Raw genomic sequence first — 18,315 nt, 5'->3', positions numbered from 1 at the left:
TATAGCTATCGTGGCAAGTCACACCGCAAGGCGCAAGCCGCCAGATCGCTTTCTCACGCAAATGCCATCAGAAAGTTGCGCAGACCACGCGTCAGGTGTGTCTTGACCCACCCTAGCCGATCAATTCGCCCTTCAGCGAATTGGGGCTGTCCTGCACGATCCGCACGCGGCGCACCTGCCCCAGCACATCGGCGGGCGCATCGGCATAGACGGCGTGCAGGTAATCCGATTTGCCGATCATCTGGCCTGCCTCGCGGCCTGCCTTTTCGAACAGAACCTTCACCTCGCGTCCGATCATGCTGGCCTGCGTCTGTTGTTGCTGGTCGCGCAGCAGGGCCTGCAGGCGTTGGAGTCGCTCATCCATCACATTGTCGGGCAGTTGCGGCTTCTCGGCGGCGGGGGTGCCGGGGCGGGTCGAGTATTTGAACGAATAGGCCTGTCCGTAATGCACATCGCGGACCAGTTGCAGCGTATCCTCGAAATCCTGATCGGTTTCGCCGGGGAAACCCACGATGAAATCGCCCGACAGCAGGATATCGGGGCGGGCGGCACGGATGCGGTCGATCAGGCGCAGGTAATCCGCTGCCGTGTGCTTGCGGTTCATCGCTTTGAGGATACGGTCCGACCCCGATTGCACCGGCAGATGCAGATAGGGCATCAGCTTTTCGCAGGTTCCATGCGCGTCGATCAGCGCCTGATCCATGTCGTTGGGGTGGCTTGTGGTAAAGCGGATGCGTTTGAGCCCGTCAATCTCGGCCAAGGCCCAGATCAGGCCTGCCAGACCGCCCTCATGCCCGTGATAGGCGTTCACGTTCTGGCCCAGCAGCGTCAGTTCACGCACGCCTGCATCGACCAGTTCACGCGCCTCGCGCAGGATGCGGTCGGAGGGGCGCGACACCTCGGCCCCGCGGGTATAGGGCACCACGCAGAAGGCGCAGAATTTGTCGCAGCCTTCCTGCACGGTCAGAAACGCGGTCGGGCCACGTTTGGCCTTGGAGCGTGTTTTCAGCGTCTCGAATTTGTCGTCATCGGGGAAATCGGTGTCGAGCGCCTTGGCGCCCCCCTGCACGGCCAACTCCATCGCGGGCAGGCGGTGATAGCTTTGCGGGCCGACGACCAGATCGACCATCGGCTGACGGCGCATGATCTCTTCGCCTTCGGCCTGTGCCACGCAGCCCGCCACCCCGATTTTCAGATCGGGTTTCGCGTCTTTCAACACCTTCATCCGGCCCAGTTCGGAATAGACCTTTTCGGCGGCCTTTTCGCGGATGTGGCAGGTGTTGAGCAGGATCATATCCGCGTCATCCGCGCGGTCGGTCTGCACATAGCCCTGCCCGCCCAGCGCCTCGGCCATGCGTTCGCTGTCATAGACATTCATCTGGCAGCCATAGGTCTTGATAAAGAGCTTTTTGGGCGCAGTCATGGGGTTCTATCCGGTCTTGGGTCGGGCGTGTTCTAGCGGCTTGGGGCTTTGCTTGCAATGCGGCGCGATCTGGCACAATTTGCGCGGGCCTTTCACGGATGCCCGCCGCCCATGCACTACCCCAGCCTTGCCGCCCTGACCGCCGATGCCGCGCGCGCCTTGTCCAAGGGGCCGGTCTGCCTGATCCTGATCGAGGATGCGGTCGCGGTGGACCAGACGATCCGGCACCATGTGGCGCTTGGGTTCGCCAGCGTGGTCGCGTTCTGCGATCCGGCGATCGCCCTGCCCGACGATGTGCCGCTGCACCGCGTGGATCACGACGTGACCCGCCCCGAGGCCTTGCAAGAGATCGTCAATACCGTCAGTGCGGCAGCACGCGGCGCATGGATATTCTACTGCTACAACGCAGAATTCCTGTTCTTTACCTTCAGCGAGGCCCGCAGCGTGCGCGAGATGCTGACCTTCGTCACCGAGGAACGGCGCGACAGCGTGATGACCCATGTAATCGACCTTTATGCCCGCGACCTGACCGCCCATCCCGATGCGGTGGATTTGCAGGAGACGTGGTTCGACAGCGCGGGATATTTCGCGACACCGCGGCTTGATCCAACGGGCGCGGCGCTTGATCGGCAGGTCGAAGTGTTCGGCGGGCTGCGCTGGCGGTTCGAGGACCATGTCCCCCCCGACCGGCGCAGGCTGGACCGTATTGGATTTTTCCGTGCGGCCAAGGGGGTGGTCATGGGGCCGGACCGCCGGTTCAGCGACCCCGAATACAACACCTATGCCTGCCCGTGGCACCACAGCGTGACCGCCGCAATCTGTTCGTTCCGCGCGGCCAAGGCGTTGCGGCGCAACCCCGGCAGCCGCGACGCGATCGCGGGGTTTCACTGGCCGAAATCGGTGCGGTTCACATGGCAGGCACAGCAGTTGCTGGATCTGGGGATGATGGAACCGGGGCAATGGTTCTGAAGGCCGTTCCTTTGCGGGATTGCCACGACGCATAAGGCCAGTCGGTCGCGCGCTGCACAAGGCCCGCGCGGACGGGGGCCGTGGCGATCAGATGCATGTGCAGGGCGAAATCCTCCGCGTCCCGGATCGGATGGTGCTTGCCCTCGCGCGCCCAGATGCCTGCGCCGGTGATCATATCGCCAGACACCGGCACGTGCCGCGCAAAGGTGGATTTTATCATCCGCCAGCGCCCCGCAACGTCGGCATCGCCCGCAGGCAGGGTCCAGATCATATGCAGTTCCGCAGGCAGGATCACGGCAGCATCGATGCGGAACGGCGCCTGTTTCTGACAAAGCCGCACGACATCACGCAGCAGGCCGATGCGCGCGGTCAGCAGGTCGGACCGCTGGTCCTGCAAACGGACGGTAAAGAAAAAGGTCCCGCCGGGGACGTCGCGCCGGATAAACTGTGTCATCCGGTCAGCTTGGGGCAGAATGGTTAATTTAGCATGTAAGCTGGACGCCGATGCAGCTTACTTGCGGCGCAGCCGGATCACGACATCGACCGATGCAATCTCGGCCCCCGCAGGCGCATGGGGCAGGCGGCGGATTTCCAGCTGCTCCACCGGCGCATCCGTCAGCTGGGCGGTATCTTCCCAATAGAAATGCGGATGATCGGTCATATTGGTGTCGAAATAGCTTTTCGAGCCATCGACCGTGATCTCGCGCATCAGGCCCGCATCGCAAAAGGCGCGCAGCGTGTTGTAAACCGTGGCCAAAGACACTTTTTCGCCCGCGGCACTGGCGGCATCGAACAGGCTTTCGGCGGTGACATGGCGGTTCTGCCCGTCGCCCACCAGCAGCTCGGCCAGCGTCAGCCGCTGCCGTGTCGGGCGCAATCCCGCGCCTGCCAGCCAGTCGGTTCCGCGGTGGTTCTGCATGTCTTTCATCAGGTCTGTCCCTTGCCTCGCCCTTAATATGGGAAGAAACCCGCCAAAATCAAACGAAAAGACGCAAGGCGACCCTTGGTCTTGCCCTCACGGAGCGCGCGGTGATACTGGTCGGATCACACCGCAAACAAGAACGAGACCCCCGCCATGGCCGATTTCCCCACCAGTTTCGACAAAGAAGCCCTTTTGAAATGCGCCCGTGGCGAGCTGTTCGGCCCCGGCAACGCACAACTGCCCGCACCGCCGATGCTGATGATGGACCGGATCACCGAGATTTCGGGCGACGGCGGGTTGCACGGCAAGGGGCATGTGGTCGCCGAATTCGACATCACGCCGGACCTGTGGTTCTTTGACTGCCACTTTCCGGGCAACCCGATCATGCCGGGCTGTCTGGGGCTCGATGGCCTGTGGCAGCTGACGGGGTTCAACCTTGGCTGGCGCGGCTGGCAAGGGCGCGGCTATGCTTTGGGCGTGGGCGAGGTCAAGCTGACCGGCATGGTCCGCCCCGACCGCAAGATGCTGACCTACAAGGTCGATTTCACCAAGGCCCTGCAAACCCGCCGCCTGACGATGGGCGTGGCCAACGGCATCGTCGAGGCCGACGGCGAGGTGATCTATCAGGTGACGGATATGAAAGTGGCGCTCAGCGAGAGTTGAGGGGGGGGGATTTTCAGTCATCATCAATCAAATGCAAATAAAGATGCGAACAATGGCAAGGCTTTTTTGCGAGTGATTTGAGCTATCTATTCGGTTCGTTAGCCAATTTATAATGCGCCTTTGGATCCCTCGAATAATCTCCGGGCACAAATTCCAAAATTCGCTTGCGGCACAGTCGCTCAAGGTCTTTCTTTGAGGTAGCCCATGTTCTACCAGTTAGCCTCTGTGCCTCAGAGACTTGTATCTTCCCGTTTCTATAAGCATATGCTGCGATTTTTATCTCATGCTCTTGCATTAGCCGCCACTGGTCTTCTCCAAAATGAACAGCAACATCCCTATCACTTGAGCGATTACGCTTCTCGTGGTCATTCTGCAAAGTGACTCTCACAACCACCCCATGCAAGGCCTCCTGTCGAAACTCAGGTTCCGGCAAATTGTACTCTGCCATACTATCTCTGATCCGCCGTGTCCCCTCACGCGCCATCTGAACATAGCCAAGATACCGCATAGCATCCATGAAGTGGTGGTTTCTCGATGCACGTAGATCATAAATCGTCTTTTCATTAACCGGCGGAACAAATCCTCCCGGGCTCTCAATCTCCATCCGATTACTAAATATCTTGATTGTCGTGTCTGTACCTGAGAATGAATAAGATCGGTGGACACAAGCATTAACAAGAGATTCGAACCATGCCCACTTTGGATACTCTGGCGTTGTTACAAACTTGCCCTCGGCATTCAACCATGTAACATTGTGTAAAGAATCTTCGATATATTTTGAGGCTTTTTGAATAATTTCGACAACTGAACCTTCAAAGAATCGATCTCTGATTGGCCTATAGCTTTCACCTGAACCTTCTTTCTCTCCGTCAAACCTCTGAACACGGACTCGGCAACCCGGAATAGTCTTACCAGGAAACTTTCCAGCCAAAAGAACTAAAGCATTCAGGGGATAATACTTTCCCTGATCTTTTTCCAGCAGATAGCGGTCGACAAGTATCTCTTCGTTGGACCACTTTTGTCGTTGCTCTCTTGACCGAAATTCATCGCAGAAGTCCTGAATTATAGAAAGGTTGAAATCACTGGGGTAAAGTGCGTTTGCTCTTTCATGCTCAAAAGCCACTTCATTTCTCGTTGCTCTAAAATCTCTTTTCTCTTCTTCAGACATTTTATGTTTTGTATCACCATATCGAATCCATGCCTCAGACTTGTTGGTTTCAACAAGTTTTCCGAGATAAGGGACATACACGACAATGAGATAGTCTTGCTTACCGTCAATTATAACTGGAACACGCTTAAACTCCGGCTTGGCCAACGGACACCGCTGCAAGTGGCAAGTTTCTATCCAGTTAATAATCTTTTGATCTAAAGAACTACATCCGAGAACTTCACCGTTATCGGCGACACCGTAGCATAAAACACCACCGTCCGGTGTATTTGAAAAACAACTTAGATATATCGCAAGATCATCCATCTGAATTTTTCTGGATGATTTATAATCGATCCTTCGATCTTCTGCAAAATGCTGTATCATCCGCTGTGTGAAGCGAACCCAGATGTCACGCGGCGTCCAGAGGCCCGGTTGGTCACTCACAGAAAAAGGTTCGTCAAATGGCAGACTTAATTGGTCATCGTGCATTACTACATCCAGTGTGTCGAGCGGGCTTCGTCATACCAAATGTAGATCAGCCCAAGAGCCACCACATCTAGTATGTCGACCTGTGGTCGACATACTAGATGTGGACTCGGGGCGAGAATACCTAATCTACCGGCAGTATGTCGACCATAGCTCGACATACTAGATTATGATAGCGCCGCCGATCAAGTAAATCTGGCGATTTAAGGATTAAGTGATTTGATTGAGTACGGTAAGCATCGAACACCCTCCCCCACTTGCCCCCTCGCCTCCTCTCCCCTACACACGGGCGAAAGCCAGTTAGGGAGGCCGCATGCGCCGTGTTGTCATCACCGGGTTGGGGATCGTCTCGCCCATCGGGAATAATGCCACCGAAGTCACCGCCGCGCTGAAGGCCGGCACGTCCGGCATCGTCGCTTCTGCGGAAATGGCCGAACACGGCTTTCGCAGCCGCGTGGCCGGCACGCTCAAGATCGACGTGGCCGATCATGTGGACAAGCGCACGTTGCGCTTCATGGGCCCCGGTGCGGCCTATGCCCATATCGCGATGGGGCAGGCGATTGCCGATGCGGGGCTGACGCCGGACCAGATCGTCAACCCGATGACGGGCCTGATCGCGGGGTCGGGCGGCCCGTCCACCTCGGCCATGTTCGCCGCCCATAACGTCGTGACCGAAACGGGCGCGACCAAGCGGATCGGGCCTTTTGCGGTGCCCAAATGCATGTCCTCGACCGTCAGCGCGAATCTGGCGACGGCGCATCAGATCAAGGGGATGAATTTCTCGATCACCTCGGCCTGTTCGACGTCCTTGCATTGCATCGGCATGGCGGCGCAGCAGGTGGCACTCGGCACGCAGGACATCATGTTCGCGGGTGGCGGCGAGGAGCTGGACTGGACGCTGTCGTGCCTCTTTGACGCGATGGGCGCGATGTCGTCGAAATACAACGACACGCCAGAGCGCGCGAGCCGCGCGTTCGACGCAGGCCGCGACGGTTTCGTGATCGCAGGCGGCGGCGCGATGGTGGTGCTGGAAACGCTGGACGGGGCCTTGGCTCGCGGCGCGAAGATTTACGCCGAGGTGACGGGCTTTGCCGCCACCTCAGACGGCGCCGATATGGTCGCCCCCTCCGGTGAAGGCGGCGAACGTGCGATGCGCGGGGCGCTGAAAACCCTGCCCGCTGGCCGCAAGATCAGCTATATCAACGCGCATGGCACATCGACCCCCGTGGGCGACGTGGGCGAGGTCGAGGCCGTGCGCCGCGTCTTTGGCCGCGGCACAACCCCGCCGATCAGCTCGACCAAATCGATGACCGGCCACAGCCAGGGGGCGACGGGTGCGCAAGAAGCGATCTATTGCCTCTTGATGTTGCAGGACGATTTCATCGCGCCGTCCATCAACGTGGAAACACTGGACCCCGCGCTTGATCCGGCGGAAATTGCGACAGTGCGTGTCGACAATGCGGGGCTCGACACGGTGATGACGAATTCCTTCGGCTTTGGCGGGACCAACGGGTCGATGCTGTTGTCGAAATATCAAGGGTAAGACAATGACGATCACATTGCAGGGCAAACGCGGGCTGATCATGGGCGTCGCGAACGATCGCTCGATCGCCTGGGGCATCGCCAAGGCCATGGCCGAGGCGGGCGCGGAACTGGCGTTCTCCTACCAAGGCGAGGCTTTTGGCAAGCGCCTCGAACCTCTCGCGCAATCGGTGGGTTCGGACATCATGGTCGATGTCGACGTGACCGATGACGCCAGCATGGATGCGGCCTTCGCCCTGCTCAAGGACCGCTGGGGCACGCTCGATTTCGTGGTCCATGCTATCGCCTTTTCCGACAAGAATGAACTCACGGGCCGTTTCATCAACACCAGCCGCGAGAATTTCAAGAATTCGCTGGCGATCTCCTGCTATTCCTTCATCGACGTGGCGGCGCGCGCCTCTGCAATGATGCCCGATGGCGGCACCATCCTGACGCTGACCTATCAGGGATCGAACCGCGTCACCCCTTTCTACAACGTCATGGGTGTCGCCAAGGCAGCACTCGAATCCGCCACGCGCTATCTGGCCAATGACCTTGGCCCCCAAGGCATCCGCGTCAACGCGATCAGCCCCGGCCCGATGAAAACGCTGGCCGGTGCCGCCATCGGCGGGGCGCGCAAGACCTACAAGCACACGGAAATGAACACGCCGCTGCGCGCAAATGCCACGCTCGAGGCTGTGGGCGGCACTGCCGTTTACCTCGCCTCAGACGCGGGTGCCTGCACCACCGGCGAGATCATCCGCGTCGATGGCGGTTTCCACGTCTTGGGAATGCCGCAGCCCGACCATCTGGTCTGACCTGCACCTTCTTTTTTCCCCAAATACTCGCGGGGATATGGGAGGGGCGCCCCCATATCCGCCCCGGACTTGATCCGGGGCCTCCCCTGCCGCCTCAGGCAGCCTTGATCGCCACGACCTCGACATCAAAGGTCAGATCCTTGCCCGCCAGCGGGTGGTTGGCGTCCAGCATCACTTCGGTCTCGGTCACTTGCGCGACGGTCACGGGCACCACCTGACCCTGTGGGGTCTGCATCTGCAACTGTGTGCCGGGGTCAAGCGGGATATCGGCGGGGATATTGTCGCGCGGTACGGCTTGCTGGGCTTCGGGGTTGTGGTCGCCATAGGCGTCCGCACAGGGCACATGCACGGTCTTTTTCTCGCCCACGGCCATGCCGGGGATCGCGGCGTCAAGCCCGGGGATGATCTGGCCGGACCCGACCACGAATTCCAGAGGATCACGCCCCGCAGAGCTGTCGAATGTCACCCCGTCCTGCAGGGTGCCGGTGTAATGGATCTGGACGGTATCGCCCGCTTTGGCCTGTGTCATCGCGTCTTTCCTTTCGTTTTCTCAATAAATCGCCCCCTCAACCTAGGAAGGCCTGCCCCCGATTGCAAACCGCTTTGCCTCTTTCCGCCGCGCGCCCGCCGTGCCAAGTTCGCGCCAAAGGGGGCCTGCATGCCGATCACGACCTGTATTTTTGACGCCTATGGCACCTTGTTCGACGTGAACGCGGCGGCGGCCGAGGCGGCCAAGGACCCTGCCTATCCGGCGCTGGCGGCGGTCTGGCCCGCGCTTGCGCGCGACTGGCGGCGCAAGCAGCTTGAATACACGTGGCTGCGCGCGGTGGCGGACCGGCATTGCGATTTCTGGCAGGTCACGCAGGACGGGCTGGACTGGGCGATGGACGCGCAGGGGCTGGACGATCCCGCCTTGCGCGCCCGCCTGCTGGCGCTTTATCGCCAGCTGCCAACCTATGCAGAGGTTCCCGCCATGCTGGCCGCCCTCAAGGCGCGGGGGTTTGCCACCGCGATCCTGTCGAACGGATCGCCCGACATGCTGGACGCCGCCGTCACTTCGGCCGGCATCGCCCCGCAGCTTGACGCAGTGCTCAGTGTCGAAAGCGTGGGCGTCTTCAAACCCCATGCCCGCGTCTATGATCTGGTGGGCGCGCAGTTCGGCTGTGCCAAAGATCAGGTGCTGTTCGTCTCTTCCAACGGCTGGGACGCGGCGGGGGCTGCGGGCTACGGGTTCCGTACGGTCTGGGTCAACCGTGCGGGCGATCCGATGGACAGGCTTTACGCCCAGCCACACCATACCCTGCCCGATCTTGTCACCATTCCGGAGCTTGTCTGATGCCGCATTTCACCACGCCTGACGGCCTGTCGCTGCACTACACCGATGCAGGCACCGGCCTGCCTGTCATCGCGCTCGCAGGGCTCACGCGCAACGGCGCGGATTTCGACCATGTCGCCCCGCATCTGCCCGTGCGCCTGATCCGGCCCGATTATCGCGGGCGCGGGCAATCGGATTGGGCCGCTCCCGCAACCTATACGATCCCGCAGGAAGCCGCCGATGTGCTGGCGCTGATGGATCATCTGGGGCTGGGCCGTGCCGCGATCCTCGGCACCTCGCGCGGGGGGCTGATCGCGATGATGCTGGCGGCCACCGCCAAGGACCGGCTGATCGGGGTCGCGCTGAACGACATCGGACCCGAGATCGCGCCTGCGGGTCTGGCCGTCATCAAGGATTACATCGGCCGCAACCCGGCGCAGAAAACCTATGCCGAGGCCGCAGAAGCGCGCGCGACGCTTTGGACGCATTTCACAGGCGTCCCGATGGACCGCTGGCTGGCCGAGGTGCAGGCGCATTATGCAGAGACCCCCGACGGGCTGGTCATCCGCTATGACCCGCGCCTGCGCGATGCGGTGCTGGCGGCGGGCGCGCAGCCGGTGCCGGACCTCTGGCCTTTGTTCGACACGTTGCAGGGCCTGCCGCTGGCCTTGATCCGTGGCGCGAATTCGGACCTGTTGACGGTGCAGACGGCGGATGAAATGGCCCGCCGCCGCCCAGACATGATCCGCGCCGATGTGCCGGGGCGCGGGCATGTGCCGTTTCTGGATGAACCACAGGCGCTGGATGCGCTGTCTGCATGGCTGGAGAAAATGCAATGAATATCGAGATGATCCGTGCTGCGGCAGAACGGCTCGCAGGCCATGCGCGGCGCACGCCGATCCTGACCTCGCCGTTTCTGGATGCGATCGCGGGGCGACGGGTGTTCGTGAAGGCCGAATGCCTTCAGCACACCGGATCGTTCAAGTTCCGGGGTGGCTGGTCGGCCGTATCGGCGCTGTCGCCCGCCGCGCTGCAAAAGGGGGTGATCGCCTTTTCCAGCGGCAACCATGCGCAAGGCGTGGCCTTGGCCGCGCGCAGCCATAGCGCGCCTGCTGTCATCATCATGCCCGCCGATGCGCCCGCTGTGAAGATCGCCAACACCCGCGCCTTCGGGGCCGAGGTCGTGCTTTATGACCGCGCGACCGAGGATCGTGACGAAATCGGCGACAGGCTGGCCGCCGAACGCGGGCTGACGCTGATCAAGCCCTTCGACGAACCGCTGGTCATCGCGGGCCAAGGCACCTGCGGGCTTGAGATTGCAGCCGAGATGACCGCTTTGGGGGTGACCCGCGCCGATGTGATGGTCTGTTGCGGCGGTGGCGGACTGACCTCCGGCATCGCCCTTGCGCTGGCGGCTGATGCGCCGGGCCTGCGCGCGCGGCCGGTGGAACCCGAAGGGTTCGACGATGCGACACGCTCGCTTGCCAGTGGTCGGATCGAGCGGAACGCACGGCTGTCAGGCTCGCTTTGTGATGCGATCATCACGCCGCAGCCCGGAAATCTGACCTTTCCGATCATGCAGGACCATTGCGGGCCGGGGGTCGTCGTGACCGAGGATCAGGCCTTGCAGGCGATGGCGCTGGCCTTCGACCGGCTGAAAATCGTGTTGGAACCGGGCGGTGCGGTGGCGCTGGCGGCGGCGCTGTTCCATCCGGATGCCAGCGAGGGCGATGCGGTGATCGCGGTCGCCACAGGCGGCAACGTCGATCCTGCGACTTTTGCCAAGGCGCTAGCCTGATGCAGGTCGTCCGCGACGGCGTGGCGCTGGATTATGATGTCAGCGGGCCGGACACTGGCGCGCCTGTGGTCTTTGCCAATGCGCTGGGAACGACCCGCGCGATCTGGGATCAGGTCGCAGCCCTCCTGCCCGCAGGATTGCGGATCATCCGCTATGACATGCGCGGCCACGGCGCGTCGGACGCGCCAGACGGCCCCTACAGCATGGGCCAGCTGGTCAGCGATGCCGAGGCGGTTTGCGATGCCGCGGGTGTGCGCGATGCGCTGTTCGTGGGCCTGTCGGTCGGCGGGATGGTGGCGCAGGGGCTCGCGGTCAAACGCCCCGACCTGATCCGCGCGCTGGTGCTGTCCAACACCGCCGCCAAGATCGGCAACCCGAAACTCTGGCAAGACCGGATCGACACGGTGCGCGCCAAGGGGCTGACGGCCCTGTCGGACGCCGTTCTGCAACGCTGGTTCGCGCGCGGTTTCTACGGCACGCCCGCGATGCAGCCTTGGCGCGCGATGCTGGAGGGCACATCTGTCGCGGGCTACACCGGCACCTGCGCCGCGATTGCAGGCACCGATTTCTACACTCCGACCGCGGGCCTGCGCATCCCGACACTGGGCATCGCGGGGATCGACGACGGATCGACGACGCCGGACCTTGTGCGCGAAACGGTCGATCTGATCCCCGGATCGCAGTTCGTGCTGATGCGGCGTGTAGGCCATCTGCCTTGCGTCGAGGACCCCCAAACCTATGCCGCGCATCTGGCGGATTTCATGAAAGCTGTGGGCCATGTCTGATTTCCTGCTGATCCACGGGTCCTGCCACGGGGCATGGTGCTGGGATGACCTGATCCCGTATATGACTGGCATGGGTCATACGGCGCGCGCTATCGACCTGCCGTCGCATGGGCAGGACAGCACGCCGGCGAGCGATGTCACGCTCGACCTTTACGCCCGCGCGATTGTCGCGGCGATTGATACGCCGGTCATTCTAATGGGGCATTCGATGGCGGGTTATCCGATCACCGCCGCGGCAGAGCTTGCGCCACACAAGATCAGCGCGCTGGTCTATCTTTGCGCCTATGTGCCGATGGCGGGCAAGTCGCTGGCCGATATGCGGCGGATGGCGCCGTCTCAGCCGTTGCTCGACGCGATCATCGTGGATGAGGCGCGTGTGACCTTCCGCGTCGATACGGCGAAAGCGGCCGAGAAGTTCTATCACGACGTCCCGCCAGACCGCGCCGCTTGGGCGATTGCGCAGCTTTGCCCGCAGCCGATCCTGCCGCAGGAGACGCCGCTGGTGCCCACGCACACCCTGCCCCGCCACTATCTGCGCTGCAGCGACGACCGCACCATTCCGCCGGAGTTTCAGACGACGATGACCGCAGACTGGCCCGCAGGCACGGTCGCCGACCTGCCCACATCGCATTCGCCATTCCTGTCGGACCCTGCGCTTTTGGCGCAGCATCTGGACCGGATCGCAAAGTCGGTCTGAATGACGCTTGCAAAGGGGACGGAACGGCCTGAATTTGCACAGATGGACAAACGCCTTCCCGTCACTTTCATTCTGATATCGGTCATGCTGGACGCGATGGGGATCGGGCTGATCCTGCCCGTGATGCCTGCCCTCATCCAAGAGGTCGAGGGTGCGGGGCTGGGGCAAGCCGCTGTCTGGGGCGGCGTACTGGCGACGATATTTGCCGCGATGCAGTTCATCTTTGGCCCGACGCTGGGCAGCCTGTCGGACCGGTACGGGCGCAGGCCGGTGCTGATCCTTTCGCTGGTCATCATGGCGTTTGATTACGTGCTGATGGCGCTGGCGCAGACGATCTGGCTGCTGCTGATCGCGCGGATCATCGGCGGGATCACGGCGGCGACGCAATCGACATCCGCCGCCTATATGGCCGATATATCAAAACCCGAGGAAAAGGCCGCCAATTTCGGCCTGATCGGGGCGGCCTTCGGCATGGGGTTCATCCTTGGCCCGCTGATCGGGGGGATACTGGCGGAATACGGCACGCGCGCACCGTTCTGGGCAGCGGCGGTGCTAGCGGCGGCGAATGCGGTCTTTGGGTATTACGTCCTGCCCGAGACGGTGACCGACCGCATCCGCCGCCCGTTCGACTGGCGCCGCGCGAACCCTTTCGGCGCGTTCCGCAACATCGGCGCATTGCCAGGGCTCAAGCGGCTGTTGCTGATCACCTTCGTCTACACGGTCGCGTTTTTCGTCTATCCCGGCGTCTGGGCCTATTTCGGGGCCGAGCGTTTCGGCTGGGGGCCGGGCATGATCGGGCTGTCGCTGGCGGTCTTTGGTGTGGGTATCGCGGTCGTGCAAGGGCTGCTGATCCGGCCCATCATCAAACGGATCGGGGAACGCCGCGCTGTTATCCTTGGGCTGGGGATCGACGTGGCGGCTTTTGTGGCGCTTGGCTTTGTGACCAACGGCTGGATCGCGCTGGCGCTGACACCGCTCACGGCCTTGGGGTCGATCGCGGGACCAGCGCTACAAGGGATCATGTCGCGCACCGCCGCCGACAACCAGCAGGGTGAATTACAGGGCACGATCACCTCGATCAACGCGGTGGCGACGATCATCGCGCCGCTTTTGGTGACGCAGACCTTCTGGTATTTCACCACGCCCACCGCCCCCGTCTACCTGCCCGGCGCGCCATTCCTGTTGTCAGCCCTGCTGACCATCGGCTGCATCGTGGTCTTTATCCAGACACCACGGCCAAAGCGCGCCCGCGTCATTTAAGGTCGCGTTCAGACTTGCAGTCGAGGGCGGGTCCCTTCAGGTTGGCCGGTGAACCAGACCACAGGACCCATCATGCCCCAGATCAAAGCCGCCGTCTGCCACGCCTTCGGCGCACCCCTGACCATCGAGACCGTGAACCTTGCCGCCCCCCATCATGGCGAGGTTGAGGTCACGCTGAAAGCCTGCGCCATCTGCCACTCCGACGTGACCTATATCGACGGTGGCTGGGGCGGCACCCTGCCTGCGGTCTATGGCCACGAGGCGGCAGGCCATGTCACCGCCGTGGGTGAGGGCGTGCGCGGGCTGGCCTTGGGTGATCCGGTGGTCGTGACGCTGATCCGGTCCTGCGGCACCTGTCCGTCCTGCGCGGGCGGGCGGCCTGTGGCCTGCGAAAGCGATATGGCCAGCGGGCCGCTGACCACAGCGGATGGCGGGCCATTGCATCAGGCGATGAACACGGGCGGCTTTGCCGAACGGGTCGTCGTCAGCCAAAGCCAGGTCGTGAAACTCTCCGATACCATCGGGATGGAGGCCGCGTCGCTGCTCGCCTGCGGGGTCATTACCGGCATTGGTGCGGTGGTGAATGCCGCGCAATTGCGTGCAGGGCAGGATGTGGTTGTGATCGGGACGGGCGGTGTTGGCCTCAATGCGATCCAAGGCGCGCGGATCGCAGGTGCACGCCGGATCGTTGCCGTCGACATGACGCCCGAAAAACTGGAAATTGCCCGCGAATTCGGGGCAACCGACACAGTGCTGGCGACCAGCGACAAGCCATGGCGCGCCGCGAAAGAGGCGATGGGGCGCGGGGCTGATGCGGTGTTCGTGACCGTAGGCGCGATCCCCGCCTACGATCAGGCGCCGCAATATCTGGCCAATGGCGGCAAGGTCATCATGGTGGGCATGCCCCATTCGGGCGCCATGTCCACCTATGAACCCGTGATGCTGGCGGCAACAGGTCAAGGCATGGTCGGGTCCAAGATGGGCGATGTGGTCATCGCGCGGGACATTCCGTGGATGGTCGATCTTTACGAACAGGGGCGGCTGAAACTGGACGAGCTGATCTCGGGCCGCTGGTCGCTGGAGCAGATCAACGAGGCGATTGCCGATACCAAGACGGGGTCAGCCAAACGCAATGTGATCGTCTTCGACTAACCCTCCCATCATCCGAGCCCAGATATCACCGCCGGAGGCATCACGAACCCACCCCGACCACCACAACTGCGATGAAAAACCACGCCCCGGGCCTGACCCGGGGCCTCGCCCTCAGATCAGGGACAAAGCCATGAAACTTGCCGATCTCGACATCATCGTTACCGCCCCCCCTGCCCCCGGCTGGGGCGGGCGGTACTGGATCATCCCCAAGGTCACGACCGACACGGGCGTTGTGGGCTTCGGCGAATGCTATGCGTCTTCGGTCGGGCCAGAGGCGATGAAGGCCGTCATTCGGGACGTTTTCGCGCGGCACATGGCGGGCGAGAACCCCGAGAATATCGAACTGATGTTCCGCCGCGTCTATTCCGCTGGCTTCACCCAGCGCCCTGACCTGACGGTGATCGGCGCGTGGTCGGGGCTTGAGATGGCCTGCTGGGATATTCTGGGCAAAGACCGCGACCGCCCCGTGCATGCGCTGATCGGCGGGCGCACGAACGACCGCATCCGCGCCTATACCTATCTTTACCCCCGCCCGTCACACCCCCTGCCCGATTTCTGGTCCAGCCCCGATATGGCGGCCGAAGTCGCGCTCGACATGGTTGGCCAAGGCTATACGGCCGTCAAATTCGACCCCGCCGGCCCCTATACGATCCGCGGCGGGCATATGCCGTCGATGCATGATCTGTCACTGTCGGTCGCCTTTTGCAAAGCCATCCGCGAGGCTGTGGGCGACCGCGCGGACCTGCTGTTCGGCACCCATGGTCAGTTCAGCACCGGCGGCGCGATCCGGCTGGGCCAAGCCATCGCGCCCTATAGCCCGCTGTGGTACGAAGAACCGATCCCGCCGGACAATGTAGCCGAAATGGCCAAGGTCGCGGGTGCTGTGCCGATCCCCATCGCCACGGGCGAACGGCTGACGACCAAGGCCGAATTCGCGACCGTGTTGCGCAGCGGGGCGGCGACGATCCTGCAACCGGCATTGGGCCGGTCGGGCGGGATCTGGGAGACGAAAAAGATCGCGGCGATGGCCGAGGTCTATAACGCGCAGGTGGCCCCGCATCTTTACGCAGGCCCCGTCGAATGGGCGGCCAATATCCAGCTTGCGGCGTCCATCCCTAACATCCTGATGGCCGAAACCATCGAAACACCGTTCCACATGGCACTCATCAAGAACAGCCTGAGTGTCGAGGGTGGCTATATCCCCGTCCCCACCGCCCCCGGTCTGGGCATCGATTTCGACGAGGATCTCGCCCGCGCGCATCCCTATACCGGCGATGGGCTGCATTTGCAGATGCAGGAAGACGCCATCGGCTATCACGGGGTCAACAGCTTTGCGGGTGGTGCGCCGGTGAAGGTATGATCGTGCGACGCCGTTTTTCATCCCGCACGGTCACGCTGGCAACGGCCTGTCTTGCGCTGCTGGCGGCCTGTGGCGGGCCGTCGTCGCCGTCGTCCTCCTTCAATGCGCCGTCTGCCGACATCGAATGTATGGCGCGCGCGATGTATTTCGAATCCATCCGGTCCAGCCGTGACGGGATGATCGCGGTCGGCAGCGTGGTGATGAACAGGGTCGACTCTGACGCCTATCCCAACACCGTCTGCGGCGTGGTCAGCCAGCGCAACCAGTTCGCCCCCGGCGTGATGACCAAGCCGATGGAAAGCCGCTCGGCTCCGCTTGCAAGGGCGGCGGCGCAATCCGTGCTTGCGGGCGAACGCCACCCCGATGTTGCGGGTGCGATGTTCTTTCATGCCGCGACCTACCGCGCATCGTTCAACAACATGCATTATGTCGTCACGACAGGCGGCAATGCGTTTTACGAACGGCGCAGACCCGAGAACGTGACAGCGCCCCGACCGCTGCCTGCGACCGAAGGTATCACGGGGCGGTGATGGCTTTGCGGTCCCCCGCTCTTTCCAACCACTTCACCCCCCGTTACACTGAACCCCGTTCAGCAGGAGGCAGCATGACAGGCAAGGTAGCAGAAAGGCGCAAGGCGCTGCGCGAGAACCTGATCGAGATCGCAGAGCGTGTGATCGCGACCCAAGGGTTGGGCGCGCTGCGCGCCCGCGATCTGGCAAGCGAGGCAGGCTGTGCCGTAGGCGCGATCTATAACGTCTTTGGCGATCTGACCGATCTGGTGCTGGCCGTGAATGCGCGCACCTTCCACCGCCTTGGCGCGGATGTGGCGGCGTCGCTGGCCGAGGCACCGCAGGACCCTGTCGAACAGCTGGTCGTCATGGCGCAGGCCTATCACCATTTCGCCGCCGCCAACCACCATAGCTGGCGCGCGCTGTTCGATCTGGAACGCGCGCCCGACGCCACCGCCCCCGATTGGTATCTGCAGGAAATGGGGCAGCTCTTCACCTATATCGCCGATCCGTTGCAGGTGATCTTTCCCGACAACGACGCGCAGACCAATGCGCTGCTGACGCGGGCGCTGTTTTCGTCAGTGCACGGGATTGTGCTGTTGGGGCTGGACCGTGCCAGCGCGGGGGTGCCTTCGACAGATATCGACCGGATGATCGCCCTTGTGCTGCGGCAGATCTCAACCACCGGATAATTTTGTGAACATTGTTCATTATTTCTCTTGACGGGAATCATGCCACACATTATCTCCAATTTCATGAACAGCGTTCACGCTGATGAAAACGGAGAGACAGATGTTCAAGACACTTGCCACCCTGATCCACGGGCAGAACGCACGGGCCGAAGACCGCGTTCGCGACGCCTTCGCGATCGAACTGATCGACCAGAAAATCCGCGAAAGCGACAATAGCCTGCGCGCGGCCAAAGCCACGCTTGCCAGCCTGATCCAACGCCAGCGGTCCGAGGAAAAGCAGCACGCGGGCCTCAAGTCCCGCATCGCTGACCTGACCCGCCGCGCGCAGGAGGCACTTGCCAGCGACCGCGAGGACATGGCGTCCGAGGCGGCCCGCGCCATCGCCGCGATGGAAAACGAACTGACGCTGCGCGCCGAAACGCTGGCACGGCTGGATCAAAAGGTCATGCGCCTGCGGTCCTCGATCGAGGCCGGACATCGCCGGATCATCGACCTGAAACAGGGTGCCATTCAGGCCCGCGCCGTGCGCCGCGAACAGGACATCCAGATGCGGATGCACCGCAGCGGTGTGACCTCCTCCAGCGTGGACGAGGCCGAGGAACTGATTGCCCGCGTGCTTGGCCGCGACGACCCGTTCGAGCGGTCAGAGATTCTGGCCGATATCAACCGCGATCTGGACGGCGGCAGCATCACCGACCGGATGGCCGATGCAGGCTTTGGCCATGCCACGCGGTCCACCCCCGATGATGTGCTGGCCCGCCTGAAAGCCGCACAAAAGTAACCCCATTACTTCAA

General features: G+C 62.3%; 20 protein-coding genes. 15 read left to right on the top strand and 5 right to left on the bottom strand.

From position 1 onward, the window contains the following. Positions 1-112 precede the first annotated feature (112 nt). The gene (gene miaB / locus VCK47_RS15680) at positions 113-1,423 is read right to left on the bottom strand and encodes a tRNA (N6-isopentenyl adenosine(37)-C2)-methylthiotransferase MiaB (protein ID WP_322891560.1); all 1,311 of its coding nucleotides are present in this window, start codon (positions 1,421-1,423) and stop codon (positions 113-115) included. A 111-nt stretch (positions 1,424-1,534) separates the two neighbouring features. Between miaB and VCK47_RS15675 the strand changes: the two genes are divergently transcribed. After that, positions 1,535-2,392 carry a glycosyltransferase family 2 protein gene (locus VCK47_RS15675; RefSeq protein ID WP_322891561.1) on the top strand — a complete coding sequence of 286 codons (858 nt, stop codon included), beginning with the start codon at positions 1,535-1,537 and terminating at the stop codon, positions 2,390-2,392. On the opposite strand, the gene VCK47_RS15670 is transcribed toward VCK47_RS15675, so the two are convergent. Together VCK47_RS15670 and irrA are read right to left on the bottom strand one after the other, a co-directional pair. Then, complete coding sequence (locus VCK47_RS15670) at positions 2,331-2,846, bottom strand: REP-associated tyrosine transposase (protein ID WP_322891562.1); 516 nt, start codon at positions 2,844-2,846, stop codon at positions 2,331-2,333. The two genes, VCK47_RS15675 and VCK47_RS15670, sit on opposite strands and share 62 nt — an antisense overlap. 57 nt (positions 2,847-2,903) lie before the next feature. Then, a complete protein-coding gene (irrA, locus tag VCK47_RS15665; protein WP_322891563.1) occupies positions 2,904-3,320 on the bottom strand; it encodes an iron response transcriptional regulator IrrA in 417 nt (138 codons plus the stop codon). A gap of 147 nt (positions 3,321-3,467) precedes the next feature. Here irrA and fabA point away from each other — a divergent pair, with 147 nt between their 5' ends. Next, the gene (fabA, locus tag VCK47_RS15660) at positions 3,468-3,977 is read left to right on the top strand and encodes a bifunctional 3-hydroxydecanoyl-ACP dehydratase/trans-2-decenoyl-ACP isomerase (protein WP_322891564.1); all 510 of its coding nucleotides are present in this window, start codon (positions 3,468-3,470) and stop codon (positions 3,975-3,977) included. Positions 3,978-4,059: 82 nt separating this feature from the next. Here the strand turns inward: fabA and VCK47_RS15655 are convergent, their stop codons facing one another. After that, positions 4,060-5,616: an ATP-binding protein gene (locus VCK47_RS15655; protein WP_322891565.1), complete on the bottom strand. Its 1,557-nt coding sequence runs from the start codon at positions 5,614-5,616 to the stop codon at positions 4,060-4,062. Positions 5,617-5,926: 310 nt separating this feature from the next. On the opposite strand from VCK47_RS15655, the gene VCK47_RS15650 reads away from it, so the two are divergent. Together VCK47_RS15650 and VCK47_RS15645 are read left to right on the top strand one after the other, a co-directional pair. Further along, positions 5,927-7,156, top strand: a complete 1,230-nt coding sequence (locus tag VCK47_RS15650) for a beta-ketoacyl synthase N-terminal-like domain-containing protein (protein WP_322891566.1) — start codon at positions 5,927-5,929, stop codon at positions 7,154-7,156. A 4-nt stretch (positions 7,157-7,160) separates the two neighbouring features. Then, positions 7,161-7,952 carry an enoyl-ACP reductase gene (locus tag VCK47_RS15645; protein WP_322891567.1) on the top strand — a complete coding sequence of 264 codons (792 nt, stop codon included), beginning with the start codon at positions 7,161-7,163 and terminating at the stop codon, positions 7,950-7,952. A 94-nt stretch (positions 7,953-8,046) separates the two neighbouring features. Here the strand turns inward: VCK47_RS15645 and VCK47_RS15640 are convergent, their stop codons facing one another. Beyond that, positions 8,047-8,481, bottom strand: coding sequence for a peptidylprolyl isomerase (locus VCK47_RS15640; RefSeq protein ID WP_322891568.1), 435 nt, complete (start codon positions 8,479-8,481; stop codon positions 8,047-8,049). 129 nt (positions 8,482-8,610) lie between these two features. On the opposite strand from VCK47_RS15640, the gene VCK47_RS15635 reads away from it, so the two are divergent. The 11 genes from VCK47_RS15635 (at position 8,611) to VCK47_RS15585 (ending at position 18,301) form a co-directional block, all read left to right on the top strand. Then, on the top strand, positions 8,611-9,288 hold the full coding sequence (locus VCK47_RS15635; RefSeq protein WP_322891569.1) for a haloacid dehalogenase type II: 678 nt from the start codon (positions 8,611-8,613) through the stop codon (positions 9,286-9,288). Further along, the gene (locus VCK47_RS15630; RefSeq protein ID WP_322891570.1) at positions 9,288-10,106 is read left to right on the top strand and encodes an alpha/beta hydrolase; all 819 of its coding nucleotides are present in this window, start codon (positions 9,288-9,290) and stop codon (positions 10,104-10,106) included. Before VCK47_RS15635 ends, VCK47_RS15630 begins: the two co-directional genes overlap by 1 nt. After that, positions 10,103-11,065: a threonine/serine dehydratase gene (locus VCK47_RS15625; protein ID WP_322891571.1), complete on the top strand. Its 963-nt coding sequence runs from the start codon at positions 10,103-10,105 to the stop codon at positions 11,063-11,065. The genes VCK47_RS15630 and VCK47_RS15625 overlap by 4 nt, the downstream gene beginning before the upstream one ends. After that, positions 11,065-11,850, top strand: coding sequence for a 3-oxoadipate enol-lactonase (pcaD, locus tag VCK47_RS15620; RefSeq protein WP_322891572.1), 786 nt, complete (start codon positions 11,065-11,067; stop codon positions 11,848-11,850). Before VCK47_RS15625 ends, pcaD begins: the two co-directional genes overlap by 1 nt. Beyond that, positions 11,843-12,547, top strand: a complete 705-nt coding sequence (locus tag VCK47_RS15615; protein WP_322891573.1) for an alpha/beta fold hydrolase — start codon at positions 11,843-11,845, stop codon at positions 12,545-12,547. The genes pcaD and VCK47_RS15615 overlap by 8 nt, the downstream gene beginning before the upstream one ends. Positions 12,548-12,589: 42 nt before the next feature. Beyond that, complete coding sequence (locus VCK47_RS15610; protein ID WP_322891701.1) at positions 12,590-13,807, top strand: TCR/Tet family MFS transporter; 1,218 nt, start codon at positions 12,590-12,592, stop codon at positions 13,805-13,807. Between the two features lie 72 nt (positions 13,808-13,879). Beyond that, positions 13,880-14,959, top strand: coding sequence for a zinc-binding dehydrogenase (locus VCK47_RS15605; RefSeq protein ID WP_322891574.1), 1,080 nt, complete (start codon positions 13,880-13,882; stop codon positions 14,957-14,959). Between the two features lie 130 nt (positions 14,960-15,089). Further along, positions 15,090-16,319 carry a mandelate racemase/muconate lactonizing enzyme family protein gene (locus tag VCK47_RS15600; RefSeq protein WP_322891575.1) on the top strand — a complete coding sequence of 410 codons (1,230 nt, stop codon included), beginning with the start codon at positions 15,090-15,092 and terminating at the stop codon, positions 16,317-16,319. Then, entirely contained in the window at positions 16,316-16,849 is a 534-nt protein-coding gene (locus VCK47_RS15595) for a cell wall hydrolase (protein WP_416236683.1), read from the top strand. The genes VCK47_RS15600 and VCK47_RS15595 overlap by 4 nt, the downstream gene beginning before the upstream one ends. A gap of 74 nt (positions 16,850-16,923) precedes the next feature. Beyond that, complete coding sequence (locus tag VCK47_RS15590) at positions 16,924-17,520, top strand: TetR/AcrR family transcriptional regulator (protein ID WP_322891576.1); 597 nt, start codon at positions 16,924-16,926, stop codon at positions 17,518-17,520. 100 nt (positions 17,521-17,620) lie between these two features. Continuing rightward, positions 17,621-18,301, top strand: coding sequence for a PspA/IM30 family protein (locus tag VCK47_RS15585; RefSeq protein ID WP_322891577.1), 681 nt, complete (start codon positions 17,621-17,623; stop codon positions 18,299-18,301). Positions 18,302-18,315: the final 14 nt, after the last annotated feature.

Source organism: Yoonia sp. 72 (assembly GCF_034652275.1).
In the GTDB taxonomy this organism is placed as follows: Bacteria; Pseudomonadota; Alphaproteobacteria; order Rhodobacterales; family Rhodobacteraceae; genus Yoonia.
The sequence above is the reverse complement of the archived record's forward strand: the minus strand, read 5'-3'. Positions and strand labels throughout refer to the sequence as shown.

What these genes read in the sequence shown, in the direction of transcription:
- VCK47_RS15585 (WP_322891577.1), top strand. Translation starts at nt 17,621, where the DNA reads ATGTTCAAGACACTTGCCACCCTGATCCACGGGCAGAACGCACGGGCC.
- VCK47_RS15675 (WP_322891561.1), top strand. Translation starts at nt 1,535, where the DNA reads ATGCACTACCCCAGCCTTGCCGCCCTGACCGCCGATGCCGCGCGCGCC.
- VCK47_RS15625 (WP_322891571.1), top strand. Translation starts at nt 10,103, where the DNA reads ATGAATATCGAGATGATCCGTGCTGCGGCAGAACGGCTCGCAGGCCAT.
- VCK47_RS15600 (WP_322891575.1), top strand. Translation starts at nt 15,090, where the DNA reads ATGAAACTTGCCGATCTCGACATCATCGTTACCGCCCCCCCTGCCCCC.
- irrA (WP_322891563.1), bottom strand. Translation starts at nt 3,320, where the DNA reads ATGAAAGACATGCAGAACCACCGCGGAACCGACTGGCTGGCAGGCGCG.
- VCK47_RS15670 (WP_322891562.1), bottom strand. Translation starts at nt 2,846, where the DNA reads ATGACACAGTTTATCCGGCGCGACGTCCCCGGCGGGACCTTTTTCTTT.
- VCK47_RS15610 (WP_322891701.1), top strand. Translation starts at nt 12,590, where the DNA reads ATGGACAAACGCCTTCCCGTCACTTTCATTCTGATATCGGTCATGCTG.
- fabA (WP_322891564.1), top strand. Translation starts at nt 3,468, where the DNA reads ATGGCCGATTTCCCCACCAGTTTCGACAAAGAAGCCCTTTTGAAATGC.
- VCK47_RS15655 (WP_322891565.1), bottom strand. Translation starts at nt 5,616, where the DNA reads ATGCACGATGACCAATTAAGTCTGCCATTTGACGAACCTTTTTCTGTG.
- VCK47_RS15645 (WP_322891567.1), top strand. Translation starts at nt 7,161, where the DNA reads ATGACGATCACATTGCAGGGCAAACGCGGGCTGATCATGGGCGTCGCG.
- VCK47_RS15630 (WP_322891570.1), top strand. Translation starts at nt 9,288, where the DNA reads ATGCCGCATTTCACCACGCCTGACGGCCTGTCGCTGCACTACACCGAT.
- pcaD (WP_322891572.1), top strand. Translation starts at nt 11,065, where the DNA reads ATGCAGGTCGTCCGCGACGGCGTGGCGCTGGATTATGATGTCAGCGGG.
- VCK47_RS15615 (WP_322891573.1), top strand. Translation starts at nt 11,843, where the DNA reads ATGTCTGATTTCCTGCTGATCCACGGGTCCTGCCACGGGGCATGGTGC.
- VCK47_RS15640 (WP_322891568.1), bottom strand. Translation starts at nt 8,481, where the DNA reads ATGACACAGGCCAAAGCGGGCGATACCGTCCAGATCCATTACACCGGC.
- VCK47_RS15605 (WP_322891574.1), top strand. Translation starts at nt 13,880, where the DNA reads ATGCCCCAGATCAAAGCCGCCGTCTGCCACGCCTTCGGCGCACCCCTG.
- miaB (WP_322891560.1), bottom strand. Translation starts at nt 1,423, where the DNA reads ATGACTGCGCCCAAAAAGCTCTTTATCAAGACCTATGGCTGCCAGATG.
- VCK47_RS15650 (WP_322891566.1), top strand. Translation starts at nt 5,927, where the DNA reads ATGCGCCGTGTTGTCATCACCGGGTTGGGGATCGTCTCGCCCATCGGG.
- VCK47_RS15590 (WP_322891576.1), top strand. Translation starts at nt 16,924, where the DNA reads ATGACAGGCAAGGTAGCAGAAAGGCGCAAGGCGCTGCGCGAGAACCTG.
- VCK47_RS15595 (WP_416236683.1), top strand. Translation starts at nt 16,316, where the DNA reads ATGATCGTGCGACGCCGTTTTTCATCCCGCACGGTCACGCTGGCAACG.
- VCK47_RS15635 (WP_322891569.1), top strand. Translation starts at nt 8,611, where the DNA reads ATGCCGATCACGACCTGTATTTTTGACGCCTATGGCACCTTGTTCGAC.